This window comes from Bradyrhizobium sp. UFLA05-89 (assembly GCF_059803475.1).
On record NZ_JBANBA010000063.1, the window covers coordinates 13373 to 31997 of the forward strand.

Here is an 18625-nt window from a genome sequence, read left to right on the forward strand (position 1 = left end):
CAATGCTGCAAAAGAACTCGATTATCTACTTGGTTGTGCTGCGGGACCACTAGTGGATCGCGCCACAGCGGCCCTTCGGGGCGTTTCCTCCCTCACTTGGTCGCGCGGCAATCGTCGCGCGGCCTTTTTTTGATGCCGAATCGGGACTCATGCCGACATAGAAAGACATTTAGTGCCTCGGCGCCTCATCGAAAAGGCACATTGTATTCATATGGCCAGGTAGGACAGCATTTTGGACGAGCCTATCCGGCATCCCGTTCTTACAGATGCAACGCTGTAGGTCGCCTCGATTGGTGACATGTCCCGGAACATCGCGGGCGCCGCGTTTTTGATAAGCCGCTCGACGCGTTTTGCGGTATCGCCCGTCGCTGCAGACGGTCAATGTCGACGTCTCATCCACGGGCTGGGGGTCTATAGACTTCAGTGTTGTCGGCGGCCGGACCGCGCAGCCCTTGGCCTTCAGTTGGGGATGTACACGGGAGGCATGCCCACCGGCGCGCGCATCTTTGGGGTGGCGCGCAGCGCCTCAGCATTTCGACGCGACCCAACGCTTGAAGCCTGTGGTTCTCATGGGTGGATCCGGACAGACAATGTATTCTGACCAATTCGCGACCCCGCCCAGGCCGCGATGGTCGGCGTCGCCGTTGCGCGAGTACCGGCTTTCCCCATTCAGGATGATTACCCAATGAAAGTTTGTTCGCGCGCTCGACCCCATTTCCAGGATTTGGAAGTGATCGGCGACGCGCTCGAATTGCTGTCTAGCCATTTCGAACACAGGACCGCATAAATCGTTCTGTTCATAGTTCACTAAGTCCAGCATGTCGCGAGTGGTGAGAGCTTATTGGAGGGCTCAGATATGGAAAAGTGGCCGCCCCTGAGGGCGGCCAGCGACGGTCCGTCGCGGGAGGGGCCATCGGATGAGATCCCATCATAGGAGGCTGCGTTCGTCAGCAATGTCGGGACGGACACTTGGTCTGGAAAACAGCGTACGGGGCCGGGGAGGCACAAAGGCGACGGCACTCGTAAAGCGTTGGCCAGAATTGGCTGCTGCGGCGATCTACGAGTTCAGCAAATCAAGAAGGTATCTGACCGTAAGCTCAGTCGTTGGAATGATGAGGTCATCGGACGCTCCAAACGTGGGGGTGTGCACATGCGAATCGTTGCCGGGCGCGCGGCTTCCAAACCAGAAATAGATCGACGGCACGCATGCCGAGTAGAAGCCGAAGTCGTCACTGCCTGCTATCTCTTTCCTATCATTGAAGGCATCGCGACCGACGCTTTCATAGACGAGTTGCCGGAAGTGCCTGACCATCTCGGAATCATTTATCACGGGCGGCTCGCCCGTGCTGATGACGCATTCGGCTTGGCCGCGGTGCATCGCGGCGACTCCGTCTGCTACTTCGCGCACCCGTTGTGACAGTAGCACACGACGCTCCGGGCTACGGGTCCGTATAGTGCCCTTCATAACAACCGACGGGCAGATGATGTTGGCGGCGCTTCCACCATGGATAGAGCCCACCGTGACGACCGCGCCGTCGTCTGTCGGCATCTCGCGTGAAACCACCTTCTGTACCTCATTGACAAAGGCGGCCGCGATGGTGACCGCGTCGATGCCCTTGTGTGGCGCCGCGCCATGGGCCATTTTGCCTGAGATCGTAATCGTGAACTGGTCGGCGGATTTGGTTACTGCGCCTTCGCGGGCACCGAATTTGCCGGCCGGAATTTCGGGACTGACGTGAAAGCCGACGGCTGCGTCGAAGCCTCCGAGCAGCCTCTCATCTGCCACCGTTTGACCACCGAGCGGCTCCGCCTCCTCGGCCGGCTGGAAGAAGACGCGTACCTTGCCCGCGAAGTTGTCGCGCATCCGCTGGAACGCGAGGGCTGTGCCGAGCGCGATAGAGCCATGCATATCGTGGCCGCAGGCGTGCATGACCCCATCGATCTGGGATTGATAGGGCAGATCGTCTCGCGCCTCTTTGATTGGCAGTGCATCGATGTCGCCGCGCACGGCGATCGACCGCCTTGGACCCGAGGCGAGGCCTTCGATGTCGACATAGAGGCCCGTATTGTGGAAGACCTTGGCGCCGCTGATGCCGAAGCGCTGCAGCAGGCTTAGTATCCTTTCTTGCGTCTTCCATTCCGCGTTGGAAAGCTCAGGTTCGCGATGCATGGCATGACGCAACTCGATCACCGCGGCGCACTCGGCATCGGACAGAAAGCTGTTGCTGCGGTTGTTCATTCGCCTTGCCTCCTCCACGCCCTTCGATCAGGGCTCCTTTTAGACAAACGATACACCTCTCTGATGAAGAAGATCGGCCAACTGTCTGCCAAGGGCGCATTTGTGAGGCTGTTTTCATACTTCCATCGCAGAAATCGGCCGTTACCGGATCAGCTCAACTTCGTCAAACGGGTTTGTATCCGACAGCTCAACGCAACCTTCAGCGAAGCGCGGAACTGCCGTGAGCGCCCCCCTGGAATCCGTCAGCCCGCTGCGCCGTATCACCGAATCCTGTCTGTGGTGCTCACACTTTGCAACAAACGACAGGACGAGCTCCGACTCGAACCGCCGCTGGCTCCTCAACTGCCCAGAATTGGCTTGGCTGAACCGTCCTCACCGAACTTGCCGGTATATGCTAGTACTGAACCGGCGAAGGTCGGTTCGAACTACAAGTCCTTGGCACCACGCATGTTGACCTTGGAGGAACGTGGGCCGCCTCGCTAGATCGGCTTGGGAGCTGCCATGTCGCGTCCGCTCATCAATAATTTCGCATTGGTAACCGCATCGAACACCGGCAACATCGTCTGTTCACGCACCTGCTGAGCCGCAATTGGAAATCCGGCACACTCGAAGAGGATCGCCTCGATGTCATCATATCGTTTACGCATGGTCGCGATGGTGGACAACACATCTTTTGTCAGCTGCTCAATCGTGTAATTGTTTTCAGGCTCCGACATCACCTTCCATGTCTCGGAGTTTTCGATGCCAGCGACGGCTACACGCTCATTCGTCCTGACGCCCGCGAGTTTGAGCAGATCGGACGTTAGTGGCCTCGAGTCGAACGTCAAGATGCCGATACGTCCCTTGATGGTCGCAATAAGATACGGCAGCAGCAATAGGGATGACATTGACACTGGCACCGACAGAGCCTCGGTCATTGCCCTCTGGAATTTGATCGTAAATCCACAATTGCTCGTAATCGCGACTGCACCCCCACGCACCAAATCCCTCGCTGTGCTTATATACGCTGCTTCCAATTTGTCATCTTCACCACCAAAGACGACATTCCTTGTCCAAGCGCCCAGAACAGGCCGCGAAATGGTTGGAAATGGAAAAGTGGCGGGATGGCTGAGCGATCCGTACATGGTCTGCGGAGTATTCTGTAACTGCAATATACCGAGTGCACCGCCGCTCTGGGTCATGTCCGACCTTTCTCCCATGAAAGCCAAGAGTTCATTACCGTTTGGCGGAATGTATCTCGGCACCGCCACCGAACGATGGCTTCCGATGAGATCTCGTCGTTGCGAGATCACGAATGGCCGCCGCCTTTAAATATACGGCACTTCAAGTAGGAATTTAACTGATGTAGGGCTTGCGGAGCAGGAATCCTGCGCTATTTCGGCAGCGAATGACGTTTTCGCGCCGCTGGCATCTAGTCGACGGTCATGCAATGAGAGATGATTGAGATGATGAATCGGAATATGTTCGATGAGTCCGATGAGCCTGCCTTCAGCGGACTGCACAACGCGCGCGGACGATCGAAATGGAGCTCGAGGTGTGTCTCCGGATTGCAATCGGAACGGGGTGTCGACGCGTTCTTCCCAAAAAGAGATGGTTCGGCGCCCCTTGCCAATGCGAATGGGTGCGGCGATCGGTTGGCCACAAAGTGCAGCACTATGTCAGGGCAACAACAACGAGGCAATAATCTCCGTGCACGGTCTTCGCTTGGTCGAAGCGAGATAGCGGGTCTCTCCGGGCGCGCCTGTAGCTCATCGCGCAGCCTCACAGATAAAGACAGCTTAGCCGCCGGACTAGTTGTCCAAGAGACACGCGTGCCTAGATGAGTTCGAAAAGCTTTCGTGCCACACTCGTCAAAACTTCGACGCCGGACTCCGTTACGCGCACGCACTCGCTGATCACGTAGCCGAAGTCCTCCTCGATAGCCCAGTTACCGAGATGCACATGGAAGGTCATGTTCGGTTTCAGAACGGTCTGGTCACCAACCTTGATGCTGGCGGTCTGCTCCTGCCAGTCGATCCCGATAGGGTAACCAAAGCGGGACTCCTTCTTGACGCCGAACTTCTCGACCGCGCGATCGGCTGCCTCTGCGACGTCACCACAGGTGCGTCCCGCGCGGATCGTAGACAGCGCAGCCTCTAGGCCAGCGGCTTGAGCCTCATGTACGCGGCGTAACCGGTCGGAAGGCTGGCCGATGGAGAAGGTCCGGCTGATCGGGGCAGTGTAGCCATGGCGCACGCCGGCGATTTCGAGGTTGATCTGCGAACCTTGGCGAAAGACATCTTCGCTCCAAGTGATATGGCTCGTTCCCGTTCGTGGCGAGGAACACAAGTAGGGAGTTGCAATCCAAGTCCCGGTTTTGCCATTGGCCCCGCGCGCTAGGGTCGAAACAATCTCCGCGATTGCATCCGCTTCACGCACTCCCGCACGAAATATCTCCGCTGCGCGCGCGACACCGGCGTCGGTAATAGCGGCCGCCTCTTTCAGGACGGATATCTCGAGTTCGGATTTAACCATTCGGATCCAGTTTACGGCGCTGGTACAATCCACGAGCTTCGCTTCGAGCAAGCGTGTGTTGAATTTCTCCACCGCAGGCGCGGACAGTACACCCCTCTCGATCCCCACAGCGCGGTTTGCCAGGCCAGCGTCACGCAAGAAATCTATTATCGCGTCGTAGCCGTCCTTGTCCGGGTTGCCCACAAGTCCTTCTGAATAGCCGATGACTTTGTCGTGCTCCAAGAACGTCTGATGCAGCGCGGCCGGTGCGTCCATTTCACGCATCAAGAACGTCGGCTCCTCCTGGTCCATCGAAACAACGAGTGCCTGCGGGACATAGCCCGACCGAGCAGTATAGCCCGTGAGATAGTTTTGATTCGAGCTGTTGCTGATGACGAGCGCCTCGATTTTGCGCCGCGCCATCTCTGATTTCACTACGGCAAGCCGGCGCATGTACTCTGTGCGAGGGAAGGCCTGCGGCGCTTTGCTGATCGTCATTGTCTTAACTCCATTGACATGCGTTGTGTCGAGATTGGCGAGTGCGATTGAAGAGGACATCGACAGCTCTATTGCAGGGTTCTGCTTCGCAAAGGCCAAAGACCAGACCACTTGTCGAGTTAGGGTCGGCTCGGCAGGCGGCGGCACAGTCTCATAGTAACAATGTTATCGCCCCCGAATGCCTAATTTCGGTGATGTAACGGGATTGATGGACGAAACTCTGCGCCCACTTGGGACGAGGCGAACCATTCGTGCAGAATTCCAGTCGAAGAATTTATCAGACGCTTTTGCAGGCTTCAGAAACGAGCGCGCTCGCACGATGTATCGCTCCACCGAGCATTGCGAGCGACGAACGCCAGCTTTTTCGCGGCAGTCAAATCTAACGACGGCCCGCAGTCGCGTTCCCCGAAAGTGACAAAGCAACTGTGCGGCTCTGCCCGTCCCAACGCAAACGTCTGGTGATTGCTGGAATCTCCAGCGCAGCTCACCGAAGTCATAGCTGCCCGCGCTGTCCCCTGGCGGGCCAGGGAACGGAGCGCCGAGCGCGGCCGGAGATCAGGACACTCGGCGTGATAACGTCCTATTGCGGCTGCACCGTCCTGACTCGCTCCAATCATAGAGGCCGGTGTGCCGCTGGAAGAATGACGTAAACCTTCCTAACCGGCTCAGTGATATTCCACTCTCCATTCGTATTCGGAGGAAAATAGATGGAGTCGCCGGCTTCGAGAGAGATTGTCGTGCCATCATCGGGGGTAAACGTGCAACGCCCCGATACAAACGTGGAGAATTCTGCTTCCGCCACCTGACGGCGCCATCTTCCAGGTGAACACTCCCAAACGCCGGCGCTCGTGGCGTCCGTCGAGGACTTGAACGCGACCTTGCTGCGCATGATCGAGATCGGCTCACCGATCGGGCGAGAAACCGGGCTAATGCTATCGAGCTCGTCTTTGGTCAACTTGACGGAAGCTTTGAGGACGACGGGAGTCATGATCTGTTCCTGTTCTGATGTGGAATATCAGTTTCGCTTTGAGGGCACGTAACCGACGGGAGCAAGATTTGCGATCGCAAGCGTAAGGGGGTCAGGGCGCCGCGCTAGGTCTTCCAAACCTTCTTTGCGCCGCAAGGCCTCGCGCACAAGGATTGAGCCGGCATACCGAAACGGTTCGATTGGGAATCTCTCTACATCGTCGCGCACCAGTCCGCACTTGGACCACTGGTTCGTTTCGTCAAGAGCGAGTGAGGCCAGTATCTTTCCTCCCAGAACGGTCGGCCCGACACCTTGACCGGAAAAGCCGATGCCAAACACTATGCCCGGGTGATTGTCCAAACGGCCGAAGAACGGGAGGCCGTCTACAGACCTGTCGATTGGGCCGGTCCAACACGCTTCGACCTCCATGTCACTGAGCGTCGGGTAGAGCTTGCGGAAGCTTTCTTCAACTTCGGCGGCTCTAGGTGATGGCCCTTCGTAGTGATCGGCGACCCGCCCAGCGAACGCGAAATGCCCAAGCGATTTGCCGAAGACGACACGCCCATCCGGCGTATTACGGTAATAATTCAGGAACATTCGGGAATCACAGATCGCGACGCCTTTTTGAAAACCGATCTCGTTCAGCTTTTCTGGTCTGGCCGTCGTTGCGATCATATCGCTGGATACGATGGCGACCTTGCGTCGTAGATAGGGGAACTCGGCTCCCCAAGCGTTCATGGCCAGAACGACAGCCTTGCTCGCGACCGAACCTTTACGCGTTATCACCCTTGGCGTTCTGGTTCGTTCTAAGCGGATCATGGGCGAGCGCTCGAAGATCGTCACACCCAGCTTTTGGGCGTGGTTTCGCAGGCCGAGCGCAAGAATGGCCGGCTGAACCGTGGCAGCGTCCGGTTCGAACACCCCAGCCAGATTGCGATCGGTCCCCCCCAAGCGCGCAACATCCGCACTGTCGAGAACCTGAAAGGGCCGCACATTGTGCTTGGCCAATTCCGCGATGAGGATGTTCCAGCAACCGATTTGCGGCCCGGAGGTCGCAGTCCATAGCCACCCATCCGCTCGAAACTCCGCTTCTATGCTATTCTCCCGGCAAAAAGCGCCGATTTCCAGCACCGCCTCCGCCGACGCTTTCGCTATTCTGGCAGCTTCATCAGTACCGCATATCTTGTGCAACGAGAGATATTTAGCCCAGTAACTCGTGACGAATCCACCGTTACGGCCGCTCGCCCCCGCCCCGCACACATCTCTCTCAACGACGACGACCTTCAGTGAGGGCAAGCTTTCCTTGATACGGATTGCCGTCCATAAGCCCAAATAACCGCCACCAACGATCGTCACGTCGGCCGTGACGTGCGTCGACAATGACTGCACCTTGGGCCTCCCGAGACGATTGAACGCCTGCTTCAACCAAAAATTGTCCATTTCACGCCTGTAGCTTTTATATTGGCAGCAACCTACCGGAAGCCCTCGGCCGAGTTTCTCCGATCCTGCGCCATCCAACGCAGAAATTCCGCGCCCCTTTGGAGAAGTACTAAGATTTTGATTATTAAGCGCGCGAACGGCACCGAGATTCGCTCTGACCGGCGGAGCGATCGCAAAAGCGATATGTCATGCCCCGATGATCGTCGCTGGTGTTGAGGGCGCTTCTGCGCGCGTATCGATCGGTGTACTTTAGGCCCCAGCAACCGGGCAGCATGCCTTGCAGGGCATGCTCAGCGCAATTCGCAGGTATAGAGCGGGGCCAAGCGGCGATGGCGAGCTGCTCTTGAAGTGGATTGCTCGAACCGCAATACCTTGCGCTTAGCAGCAACTGGGACAAAGCGCGCCGGCTTAATACATCGCAGCAAGCTGAAGCTGGTAAGGGCCAGGAAGCGCCTCGATGCGCCCTTAGAGGATGGCCGCCTTCGCTTATAACCGCATCGGTTTGAAAGCATCGCGGCCTGGATCGGCGGCCGTGTTCGCATTCTAGCGAGCTTGCGCAGTTTGCAGTCTACGAGACGCCCACATTGACGAAAACCTGCTTTGGTAGTGTTATAATCATTGCAGGAAAGACGAAGGCCTTCATGTCCACCGAAAGTCATGCATCGCAGATCTCGCGCTCTCTCGGAGTCCTGCTTCTCGAGCGAGGGCTGCCGCCCGGAGCTCCGCTCCCAGTAGCGGTGCCTGGCTCGATGCGAGATTCGGCGATGCTCAACTTTCCTATCATTTCGGAAATCGTCCCGGGAGCTTGGGTAGAGCACGTAGTCCGCGGCGATCCAGCGTTGGAACCGGCTTACATCGCAGCCGCCCGCCGCTTGGTCGAGCGAGGAGCCGTTGCAATTAGCTCAGATTGTGGCTTCTCTATCCGTCATCAGGAGGCCGTCGCGGCATCGGTCAATGTCCCCGTCGCGATGTCGAGCCTGCTCCTATTACCGACCTTGCTCCGTCAGCTGCCAAAGTCTGCCAAGATCGCCGTGTTGACCTACGATTCGACTCATTGCAGTGAAGATCTACTCGGAGTGAATGCCCCGGCTGAGCGTGCGAGAATTGTGATCGGCGGCATTGAAGGCGGCAAGTACTGGCATGACGGGCTTAAGCGTCCATTGCCACCAGCTGACGTCGCTGCTATTGAGACGGATGTAATCGCTTGCGTCGCGCGACTCCGCATGGCGCATCAGGGGATCGCGGCTTTACTGTTCGAGTGCACCGCCTTCCCGGTGGTCGCCCCTGCAATCCGCCGCATGACCAACTTGCCCGTCTACGATATCACGACCCTGTGTCGGATGACGGTAGCGTCTGTCGGCTAACGGCGCGATCATATTTTGCATGAAGGCGTAGGCCACATCTCAGCATCAGGTGCCCGAATGGCTGCTTCGCTCTTGTTTCGATGACTATTTCGGTCGCCCCCGATGTTTGGTTGGTGTGGAGTTTGCGCCAGGAGGCGCGCCTAACTCCTCGAGTGCCACTTAAATCGAGCACCCGGACACTGTGGGCTCAATTTTGTCGTTTCATAACCTGCATGGACGTACTGACCATGCAGTCGGCTTACCCCATCTTCTTGAATCGGTGTTATACCGCCAGTCTCGAGCAGCCCGCCGATCTAGCTTCTCACTATCTTGTTGATTCGCTCGATCCGAGCGCTCCGCGTGTCGGCGAGCTTTTCCCAATCAATCGTCTTCTTCAACTTATTGCGTTCGGCCGAGTTGAACAGAAGGTCCTTGCTAAGATCTTCCGGCAACTTGACGTCAGTCGTTACTCCATACCGAAGAGCCTGAGGTAGTCCGAGCATGCCTTGGTCCGAGAGCAACTGCTCGGCGAACGCATATGCCGCCTCTGAATACTTCATACCCTTGATAATATTGAAATAGCTGGTCGTCGCGTAAACGCCTTTGGGCGGGACCGCGGTCACGATTGGAACACCCTTGGTGCGCAACTCGTGCGCGCGGCCATCCCAGAAAATCCCCGCATACACCTCTTCGCCTTGGAACATCTGGACTTCGGCCACATTCGACTGAGCGAGCGCGATGATGTTCGGCTTCGCAGCCGCAAGTATCTTGAATGCCGGCTCCATGTCCGAGATCGAGCCACCATTTTCTTCGGCTATGCCCAGTATGTAGAGACTGCTGGCGATCGTATCTGTCGTCGGAATGACGGCACGACCGGCTAGATCAGGCCGGGCGATGTCTGAGTACGACGTAAGTGGCCGTTTGATGTATTTTGAATTGTAGACCGGAACGACGGACGCGACGCTATACGGCACACCGGAATCGCCGAATTCGCGGAATCCAGGAAGAATCCGTTTGATGTTTGCGACGTCGGTCGCCTTGATTTCTTCGATGATGTTGGCTCTAAGAAGCTCGATCATATAGGAGCTATCGGCCTGAAACAGGTCGTACGGCGGATTGGTCTTGTTCGCGATCAGCTTCACGAGATCCGACGCTGTCATGCCGGCGTTGAACTGAACTTTTAGGCCGTATTTCTCTTCCAACGGCGCGACTACGTTCTTCTTCAGGGCGTCATCGTAAAGACCGCCATATCCGTTCACACGCAGTGTAATACCAGCGAATTTCTTGGCTTGAGCGTGCACGTACGGTGAGGCCAGAGCACTGACTGCCGTCGCCGTCGCGGCTTTAAAGAATGTCCGCCTGTTCATTTCCGGTCTCCTCTGGCTTATTCCCCTTAGTGGAACATGCTCACTCGCATCTAAATCACGCCGGACGTGAAAAGTAGGGCTCTTCGTCCATCGCAGAGATAGTACGATGGCAGCAGTTGTTCTCACTGCATCGTTTGGCTTACTGCTTGGCAAACAGCTTCCGTTCGAAATTCGTCAGAGTCTCGCAGCCGTTCTTTGTCACTAGAACAGTTTCGCTAAGCCCGTAGTTTGGGTCACCTTTGTTTGTACCGTCTCCGGTCCACATCCCACATAGGAGGTGGAAGCACATACCTTCCTGGAGCTCATCCTCTCGTCCGGACTCCAAGCTCGCGGTATATTCGCGCCAAGTCGGCGTATAATTGAGGCCAAGAGTGTACCCAATTCGAGAGTGCTTCTTAAAACCACTCGGCGACAAAACGGCTTGCCATGCAGCCCAAACGTCGTGGCACGTCACTCCCGGTTTCATTGCCGCCATCGCAGCCGCATGTCCTTCCTGTACCGTGTTTGCCAGCCGGACTAAGCGGTCGCTCGGTTTACCGAGGCTAACGGTACGGGCCAGCGTGGCATTGTACCGGAGGTAACACCCTGACAATTCCAGGACTGTAATGCTGCCGTCTGGAATGACGTCTGTTGTCCATGGGGCATGGCTTATCCCCGCATGCGCTCCGGTCTGAATGAACGGAATCATACACGGGTAACTAGCACCAAATTCCGCGTCGCCTTCGATCTGCGTTTGGACAATCCGCGCCGCATAGTCGTTTTCGCGAATTCCTGGCCGAAGGGAATCGATCGCGACCCCCATGACTTTGTCGACGACCTTGCCCGCCCGGCGCATGAACTCGATCTCGCTCGGCGTCTTGATCGTTCTCAGCCAATTGATCAGAATACCGACGTCTACCCATTCAGCCTCCGGTACCCCCTTCTGGAGAGTGAAAAATCCGCGCAGGCTAAAAAAGAACGCATCACCCTCATACCCTATCCGCCCGGTGTTCCAGCCGCGACGCTTGATCTCGCCCGCGACGGCTTCCATCGCGTGATTCGGACTATTGTCCGCATAGGACTCGGCATAGCCGACAATATTGTCAGCTGACAGCCAACTTGTGTTGTGCGCAGCTGCGACATCGAGACTACGGCCGATCCAGACGGGCTCCAGATCACTACTCGGCACTAGCAGAGCTTGGGTATTTTGATAGCTCCAAGCGTCATAGCCTGCGAGGTAATTGAGATTCGCTGGATTGACGACCACTAGCAGAGAGAGGCCCTTGTCATTCATCTGCTGGCGCAAGCGCGTCAGACGTTGTTCATACTCAACCTTTGGAAATGCGGACGCCATCCTTTCAACCCCTTTCAGCTTGTTTATGTCGAGCCATTCCCCGAACGAAATGCGCTGCGCGAGCTGCGAAGCACGCAAGACCGTTATTTGAGTGCATGGACGTTCGATCGCACCGATCGCAAACCTCGTCCGCGCGCTGGGACCGCCGCACCCGAGTAGGTCGGCCGCGAAGCGCCTCGTGGCGTGTCGCCGCCGTCGTCATAGCCTTTGCCCACATACCGAAGCGAGACAGGAGCAGAGCAGGCTCGATGCTGCCATAGACATTCCGACGACCACGGGGCGCTGACGTACAAGGGAGAGGCGACACGCTCGACAGATGCCGCCTGCACCTCGCTCGCGTAGCGACGCGAGCTGGGCTGTATGCGTTTTCCAACACCAGCCCCTCATTGACTCTGCTCTCGACCAAGGGATCGAATGCGTGTCGACACGAAACTGCGCAGAGCCCGGCTTTGGCAGCATGCCGCAGTAAGCCTCCCGCTCGGCATGGAGATTCCAGCATCGGGCAAGGATGTTGCCTCATCATGGTAAGAATCATAGCTGAGAATGATGCCGCTTTCTCCGCTTTTGACGCCCGGAACGCCGAAAATAAGCGCCAGGTTGAAGATCTCTGGAGATTTTATTTCGAGATGATCCCGCCTCTGTTTTCTATCCTTGGAGACAGCCCGAACGCGCGGCGTCGTTCAAGGCGGGCCGCTCCTCGAAGCCCAACGACAGAATTCAGACCTGAGGCACAGACCGTTTTGGCTCGTGATCGGCATGGATGCCGTTGCCTTATTTTTTCTGGTTTGGCGGAGGCCATTCACGCGCCGAAGAACATCCTCGAATGTCCCAAAACGCTGCCTTCCTGCGAACTTGCCGCTCGGATCGGTGTATTCGCTATATCATAAAGGCTATCATTGTCGGCCACACTTGGTTGATTGACTCAGATCGGAAGCGCCGCCTCATGAATGTGGATACCGTCCAGAGCGAGCGTTCGGAATTGTCCAGAGTGTTTGAGCATATCGAGGCGAACGAAGATCAGTTCGTCAGCCGTTTGCTTGATTATTTGAGGCACCCTAGCATCAGCGCGCATAACATCGGTATGAGCGAGGTCGCTGAACTGCTTGTGAGCATGCTGAGCCGATTGGGGCTGGACGCACAGATGTTCGCAACGTCAGGCTACCCGATGGTGATGGGGCGCTGGGAGCGCGCACCTGGAGCGCCGACGATCCTTCTGTATGGCCATTACGACGTCCAGCCTCCGGATCCTTTGGAGGCATGGATCAGTCCGCCGTTCGAACCAACGGTCCGCGATGGACGCGTGTATGCGCGCGGCGCCGGAGACAACAAGGGCCAACATTTCGCTCAGCTCTTAGCTCTGGAATCCCATCTTGCGGTCCATGGCCGGTTGCCCTGCAACGTCCTGATCCTGTTGGAAGGAGAAGAGGAGACCGGAAGTCCCCACATCGCGGATTTCGTCCGTGCTCACCGCGACCTGCTTAGAGCAGACTTGGTCGTAACAGCCGACGGCCCTTTGCACGAGTCGGGTCGGCCGATCATTACATACGGCGTTCGAGGCATCGCGGCGTTCGAACTGCGTGCTCGTGCCGCGAACTGCGATGTTCACTCAGGCAACTTCGGCGCGGTCGTTCCAAATCCCATCTGGACGCTAGTGCAGTTGCTGGCAACGATGAAGAATGCAGATGGGGAGATTACGATCAACGGGTTTCATGACGACGTCATGGTCTCAACTGACACAGAGCGCGCTGCTGCAGCTCGGTTGCCTCAAGACGCTGAAGAGATTAAGAGGAGCCTCGGACTTGTGAGGCTCGATTGTCCACCAGACAGGCCGCTCCCCGACAGGCTCATGTTCTACCCCACGTTGACTATCAACGGACTCCACGGAGGCTATGGCGGGCCTGGATCGAAAACGATTATTCCGCACGAGGCGTTCGTCAAATGCGATGCCCGCCTTGTCGAGCGACAAGATCCTGATGATATCCTACGGAAGATAGAGGCTCACGTAAGAAGACATGCTCCGGATGTTGAGTTCGTCCGTGTCGAATCGACGCCGCCATCAAGGACGCCGCTTGATGCGCCGTTTTCACAACTTGTTCAGTCGGCAGTCCAAATTGCGCATGGCGTACAGCCTCTCATCTATTCCTCGCTCGGAGCGACCCTGCCGGATTACGTATTCACGAAGATCCTGGGCGCACCATCTTTTGTGGTGCCTTATGCGAATGCCGACGAAGCCAATCATTCGCCGAACGAGAACATTAAGATCAATTGCTTTGTAAAGGGGATACGTACCGGAGCGGCACTCCTCGATGCGCTTGGTGGACTGGTACATTCAAGCTGAAGGCTCACTCCTGAAATCTGCCCAGCCCGCTACTCGCAGCAACCTGGGATCTTTTTCCGTGGAGCGTAGGGCAGCATACTCAGAGCGCATGGCATCTCCCGAGTCTTGGAGGAGATGACGGGTAAACAATATTGAACCATAGAGACTGGGAGCCGCTTCCACAATCATCGTCGCCGCTGTCGAGGGTGACTGTGAAGTGTGCCGGGGGGAGACCGGAAACGTCGAGGTCCGGATGGCGCATCACAGCAACACCTGGCCAGCCGAGCAAAGCCGCCAACCTCGCCCAACGGACGGTCGGCTAGCCCCCCGATCAGCTCCACTGGTCTCCACCGATGCCCTTTGGCGTACAAAACTCCGAGAGGATCGCACCGCCGCCAGATGAGATTCAGCGACGGGTCGAGAGGAGGAGAACAACACATGATTACATGATGCATTAGCGGGCTCGCTAGGGGATCGATGGCATTGACGGAAGCCCGCCGCACTCGTTGCGACAAAGCGTGCTACTTGGACGGAATGACACGAATATCATCAGCGCAGATCACGATCTTGAGAACATCGCCGACCTTCGGTTGCCGTCCGAACGGGAAGCGGTCCTCCATTGTCAATTGCTCACCATTGACGTCCAGCAGGAGTCGCGTCGCACCGCCATAATAGTGTGACTGCAAAACGACGGCTGTCAGCGCTGTCCCTCTTGCTCCGTCGCCGGAAAGCTTGATTTGCTCCGGCCGAATGACTGCCGTGCCGGCGCCGGGGCCCCAGTGGCCTTTCAGGCGAAGCCCCCCGCCGGACGTGAAGACGCCGTGCGCATCCACAACTCCGTTCAGCAATGAGCACCAGCCGATGAATTTTGCGACGAACAACGTCGACGGGGCTTCATAGATTTCGCCGGGCGTACCGACCTGCTCGATCTGGCCGGCATTCATGACTACAATGCGGTCCGACATGGTCAGTGCTTCCTCCTGATCGTGGGTGACGAACAGGGTCGTGACGTCAACGCCGCGAATGACCTCTCGAAGCTCCTCACGCATGCGAACTCGAAGCTGAGCGTCCAGATTTGAGAACGGCTCGTCGAGAAGGAGTACGGCCGGCCGCATAGCTAGAGCGCGCGCAAGTGCAATCCGTTGCTGCTGACCTCCGGAAAGCTGGCTCGGCAGGCGCTGCGCCAGATGCGGCAGTTCAACCAACCGTAGCATTTCGTTGACGCGCTTTTCGCGCTCGCCGCGCGGCCATTTCAGGTTTTCAAGGCCGAATGCGATATTCTCAGCCACCGTCATATGCGGGAAGAGAGCGTAACTCTGGAACACCATTCCAGTATCCCGCCGATAGGGTGGCTGATGGGTCATGTCGATGCCATTGATCGTTACGGTGCCAGATGTCGGCTCTACAAATCCGGCGACCATCCGTAGCGTCGTTGTTTTACCGCATCCTGATGGACCTAGCAGGCAAACCAGTTCACCACGACGCGCACTCAGGGAAGCATTCGCAACAGCAACCGTTTCACCATAGTGTTTTGAAACAGAGCGCAACTCTACGACAAGGTCACCGGCTTCTCGCATCGTGTTTTGCTCCTCTTTCGATAAAGCCAGCATCTCTCATGCTCCTACGCCAGTCGTTCCGCGCCGATTAGGCGCTCGATCCCTAGAATGACGACTAATGTCACCAAGATCATAATGCTCGATACCGCCGCAACCATTGGGTCGTAGCTGGTGTCGACATATGTGAAGATCTGTACGGGCAGGGTTACATTGCCGCCGTAGGTGAGAAACGCTGAAACGGTCACGTTTCCGAATGATGTCACAAAGGCAAAGATCGAAGCGGACAGCAACCCGGGCAAAATGAGTGGTAGCGTAATACGCCGAATGACTTGCAATGGCGTTGCCCGGAGGTTCATCGCCGCATGTTCGAGCTGCTGGTCGTGCAGGGTAAGGCTCGCGAGCATCGTACGAACAACGTACGGAATGGCGAGAACCAGGTGACCTAGGAGCAAAGGGTAGATCGTCTGAGTAAGACGCAACCACGAGAAGAGCTGCAACAATCCGATGCCCAGTACGACGGCAGGGACGATCAATGGCGAAAAGGCCAAACCCTGCAGGAGTGATTTTCCTCGGAACGCAAAGCGGTTGATCGCGAAGGCGGCAGCGAAACCAATTGCTAGCGCCATTATGGCAACGAGCACGGCAACGTACGTGCTCGTCCAAAGCGCCGTCATGAACGGGTCATTTGTCCACACCTTTTGATACCAGCGCAGCGAAAAACCTGTGGGAGGGAATTGCATCGTGTCGCCGTTGGTGAACGACGACGCAATCACCAGAATCGCGGGCAAGGCAAGCATCGTGTATACGAGCGCTCGAATGATGACGCCCGATACGGCCATTACATAGTCGAGGGGATCAGAGCGCATAGCCTCGCCCTTTCATGATAAAACGTGATGCAGCCAGGGCGTTGAACGCCGCCGTGAAACCTAGTCCACTCACGAAGAGGATAAAAGCCATGGCTGCGCCGGATGGCCAGTTCAGCTCCGCCATAATGCGCTCGTAGATCAAGCTTCCGAGCATACTGACGCGACTTCCGCCGATGAGACGGGGCGTGACGAATGCTGAAATAGACAGCACGAAAACAAGATTGAAGCCGACGAGAATGCCAGGAAGCGCGAGCGGAATGATTACCTTTCGGAACGTAACGACGCGATTGGCGCGAAGATTGGCAGCTGCCTGTTCGAGCACTGGATTTATCTGGGTAACAACGCTCATGACAGACAGGATCATGAGGGGAATAAATTGCTGCACCAAAACGATGATCACGGCCGCGCGAGAAAACAGGAAGATTCTCGGCGAAGAAAGAATACCTATGTTCACGAGCAGTGCATTGAGGAGTCCGTTACGGCCAAGAATGATCAGCCATCCGAAGACGACAACGACCAGGCTCAGCGTCAGCGGCATGATAACGATGATCGTTCGCCAGCGCCGCGCCAAAGGCGCCTGGCGAGCGAGCGAATATCCGACTGGGAAGCCAAGCCCCAGGCAGATGAGACTGACGATAAGTCCGTCCACAAACGTTTCCACCAGCACTGACGAGTAATAGGAGTCCGAAAAGAACCGGACATAGTGCGTCAGGCTGAAACCGCCACCATCGAGAAGATGGCTAGTGGGCAGAAAACTTGACCGGAGCAATCCCAGCACCGGAACCACCAGGAAGCCGATGAGAAGCAAGACCATTGGAGCCAGCAAAAGGGCTGCGGTTGTCATACGACTGCTAAGGAGAGGCTCCTTCACGATGCACCTTTCTTAGTTGATATGGCGCCTGTTGGCTGGGCAAGTGAGTCACGTAGGCCAGAAGCCCTGCGTAACACCAAGGGAGCCTAAGCAGTTACAGACCTAGGTTCGAACGATTCGATTTACCCGCTCGATCATGGCGCTCCGGTTTGCCCACAACGTGTCCCAATCGATTTTCTTCTTCAGGGCGCTGCGCTCAGGTGAATTGAACAGGAGCTCTTTGCTGAGCTCGTCGGGCAATTTCACATCAGTTGTTGGGCTATACCGAAATGCCTGCGGCGTTGCGAGAATACCTTGATCGGAGAGTAACTGCTCGGCATACGCGTGTGCAGCTTCCGGATACTTCATGCCCTTGACGATGTTGATGTAGTCAGTCGTCGAGTAAATCCCCTTAAGCGGCACAACGGTCACAATGGGAGCGCCCTTGGTGCGCAATTCATGGGCGCGGCCATCCCAACAAATACCGGCATAGACTTCTTCGTTTTGGTACATCTGCACGAGCGCGACCGTTTGTTGCGCGAACGCGGCGATATTCGGCTTAGCGGCTTCCAGCACCTTGAACGCCGGCTCCATGTTTGAAACCGAGCCACCGTTTTCCTCGGCAATGGCAAGAAGATGCAAGTTGCTCGCGATTTGTCCCGGTGCCGCAATGACTACGCGACCGGCCAGATCGGACCGGGCAATGTCGGAGTAAGAAGTTAGGGGCTGCTTGATGTATTTTGAATTGTAGACCGGGACAATGGACGCGATGTCGAAAGGCACCCCGTAATCACCGAATTCGCGGAAGCCGGGCAAAATCCGCTTGAGATTTGAAACGTCCGAAAGCTTGACTTCGTCCACGACACCGGCCCTAACGAGCTCAACCATAAAGGAGCTATCAGCCATGAACATGTCGTACGGAGGGTTGTCCCTGCTTGCGATCAATTTGACGAGGTCCGTACCCGTACTGCCGGCGACAAATTGGACCTTCAGTCCGTACTTCTCCTCGAGCGGAGCCACTACGCTCTTCCTAAGAGCCTCATCGTAAAGGCCGCCGTATCCATTTACGCGCAACGTAATGCCAGCAAATTTTCTGGATTGAGCGTGGACATAGGGTGCAGCCAGAGCGCTCGCTGCCGCCATCGTCGCGAACTTCAAGAATGCGCGTCGTTTCATTTTACGATTCCCTCTTGCATCTTTAGTGAATTGGAACGAGCAGTGGCCGTCCGCGCAAGCAAGGCCCACCCACTGAATCTGCCAGCTACCCACCCTGACGGTTTGAAGGCTCCGAAGCGACACACCGAACGCATCACCGCTCAGTTGACCAGCCAGCGCTCGAGTCGGTAAAATGGTATG

The 18625-nt window shown here is 56.7% G+C and carries 13 protein-coding genes; 2 read left to right on the forward strand and 11 right to left on the reverse strand.

Translation table 11 applies throughout. The features are described 5' to 3' along the window. Positions 1-1057: 1057 nt before the first annotated feature. The 5 genes from SO139_RS27675 to SO139_RS27695 all read right to left on the reverse strand — a co-directional run bounded on the left by SO139_RS27675 (position 1058) and on the right by SO139_RS27695 (position 7622). Entirely contained in the window at positions 1058-2239 is a 1182-nt protein-coding gene (locus tag SO139_RS27675) for a M20 metallopeptidase family protein (RefSeq protein ID WP_498540982.1), read from the reverse strand. A 479-nt stretch (positions 2240-2718) separates the two neighbouring features. Next, a complete protein-coding gene (locus SO139_RS27680) occupies positions 2719-3420 on the reverse strand; it encodes an aspartate/glutamate racemase family protein (protein ID WP_498540983.1) in 702 nt (233 codons plus the stop codon). A 634-nt stretch (positions 3421-4054) separates the two neighbouring features. Beyond that, entirely contained in the window at positions 4055-5230 is a 1176-nt protein-coding gene (locus SO139_RS27685; protein WP_498541005.1) for a M24 family metallopeptidase, read from the reverse strand. 613 nt (positions 5231-5843) lie between these two features. Beyond that, a complete protein-coding gene (locus tag SO139_RS27690; RefSeq protein ID WP_498540984.1) occupies positions 5844-6218 on the reverse strand; it encodes a cupin domain-containing protein in 375 nt (124 codons plus the stop codon). Positions 6219-6245: 27 nt separating this feature from the next. Further along, complete coding sequence (locus SO139_RS27695) at positions 6246-7622, reverse strand: NAD(P)/FAD-dependent oxidoreductase (protein ID WP_498540985.1); 1377 nt, start codon at positions 7620-7622, stop codon at positions 6246-6248. Positions 7623-8401: 779 nt separating this feature from the next. Here SO139_RS27695 and SO139_RS27700 point away from each other — a divergent pair. Beyond that, positions 8402-9001 (forward strand): aspartate/glutamate racemase family protein, encoded by a 600-nt coding sequence (locus SO139_RS27700; protein WP_498540986.1) that lies wholly within the window; start codon positions 8402-8404, stop codon positions 8999-9001. A 293-nt stretch (positions 9002-9294) separates the two neighbouring features. On the opposite strand, the gene SO139_RS27705 is transcribed toward SO139_RS27700, so the two are convergent. Next, on the reverse strand, positions 9295-10347 hold the full coding sequence (locus SO139_RS27705) for an ABC transporter substrate-binding protein (RefSeq protein ID WP_498540987.1): 1053 nt from the start codon (positions 10345-10347) through the stop codon (positions 9295-9297). Between the two features lie 139 nt (positions 10348-10486). Next, entirely contained in the window at positions 10487-11758 is a 1272-nt protein-coding gene (locus SO139_RS27710) for a M24 family metallopeptidase (RefSeq protein WP_498540988.1), read from the reverse strand. Positions 11759-12623: 865 nt separating this feature from the next. Between SO139_RS27710 and SO139_RS27715 the strand changes: the two genes are divergently transcribed. Beyond that, positions 12624-14018 (forward strand): M20/M25/M40 family metallo-hydrolase, encoded by a 1395-nt coding sequence (locus tag SO139_RS27715; protein WP_498541006.1) that lies wholly within the window; start codon positions 12624-12626, stop codon positions 14016-14018. Positions 14019-14518: 500 nt separating this feature from the next. Here the strand turns inward: SO139_RS27715 and SO139_RS27720 are convergent, their stop codons facing one another. The 4 genes from SO139_RS27720 to SO139_RS27735 form a co-directional block, all read right to left on the reverse strand. Then, positions 14519-15607 carry an ABC transporter ATP-binding protein gene (locus SO139_RS27720; protein WP_498540989.1) on the reverse strand — a complete coding sequence of 363 codons (1089 nt, stop codon included), beginning with the start codon at positions 15605-15607 and terminating at the stop codon, positions 14519-14521. A gap of 11 nt (positions 15608-15618) precedes the next feature. Further along, positions 15619-16419: an ABC transporter permease gene (locus tag SO139_RS27725; RefSeq protein WP_498540990.1), complete on the reverse strand. Its 801-nt coding sequence runs from the start codon at positions 16417-16419 to the stop codon at positions 15619-15621. Next, complete coding sequence (locus SO139_RS27730; protein ID WP_498540991.1) at positions 16409-17263, reverse strand: ABC transporter permease; 855 nt, start codon at positions 17261-17263, stop codon at positions 16409-16411. Before SO139_RS27730 ends, SO139_RS27725 begins: the two co-directional genes overlap by 11 nt. A 129-nt stretch (positions 17264-17392) precedes the next feature. After that, positions 17393-18445, reverse strand: a complete 1053-nt coding sequence (locus SO139_RS27735; protein WP_498540992.1) for an extracellular solute-binding protein — start codon at positions 18443-18445, stop codon at positions 17393-17395. Positions 18446-18625 lie beyond the last annotated feature (180 nt).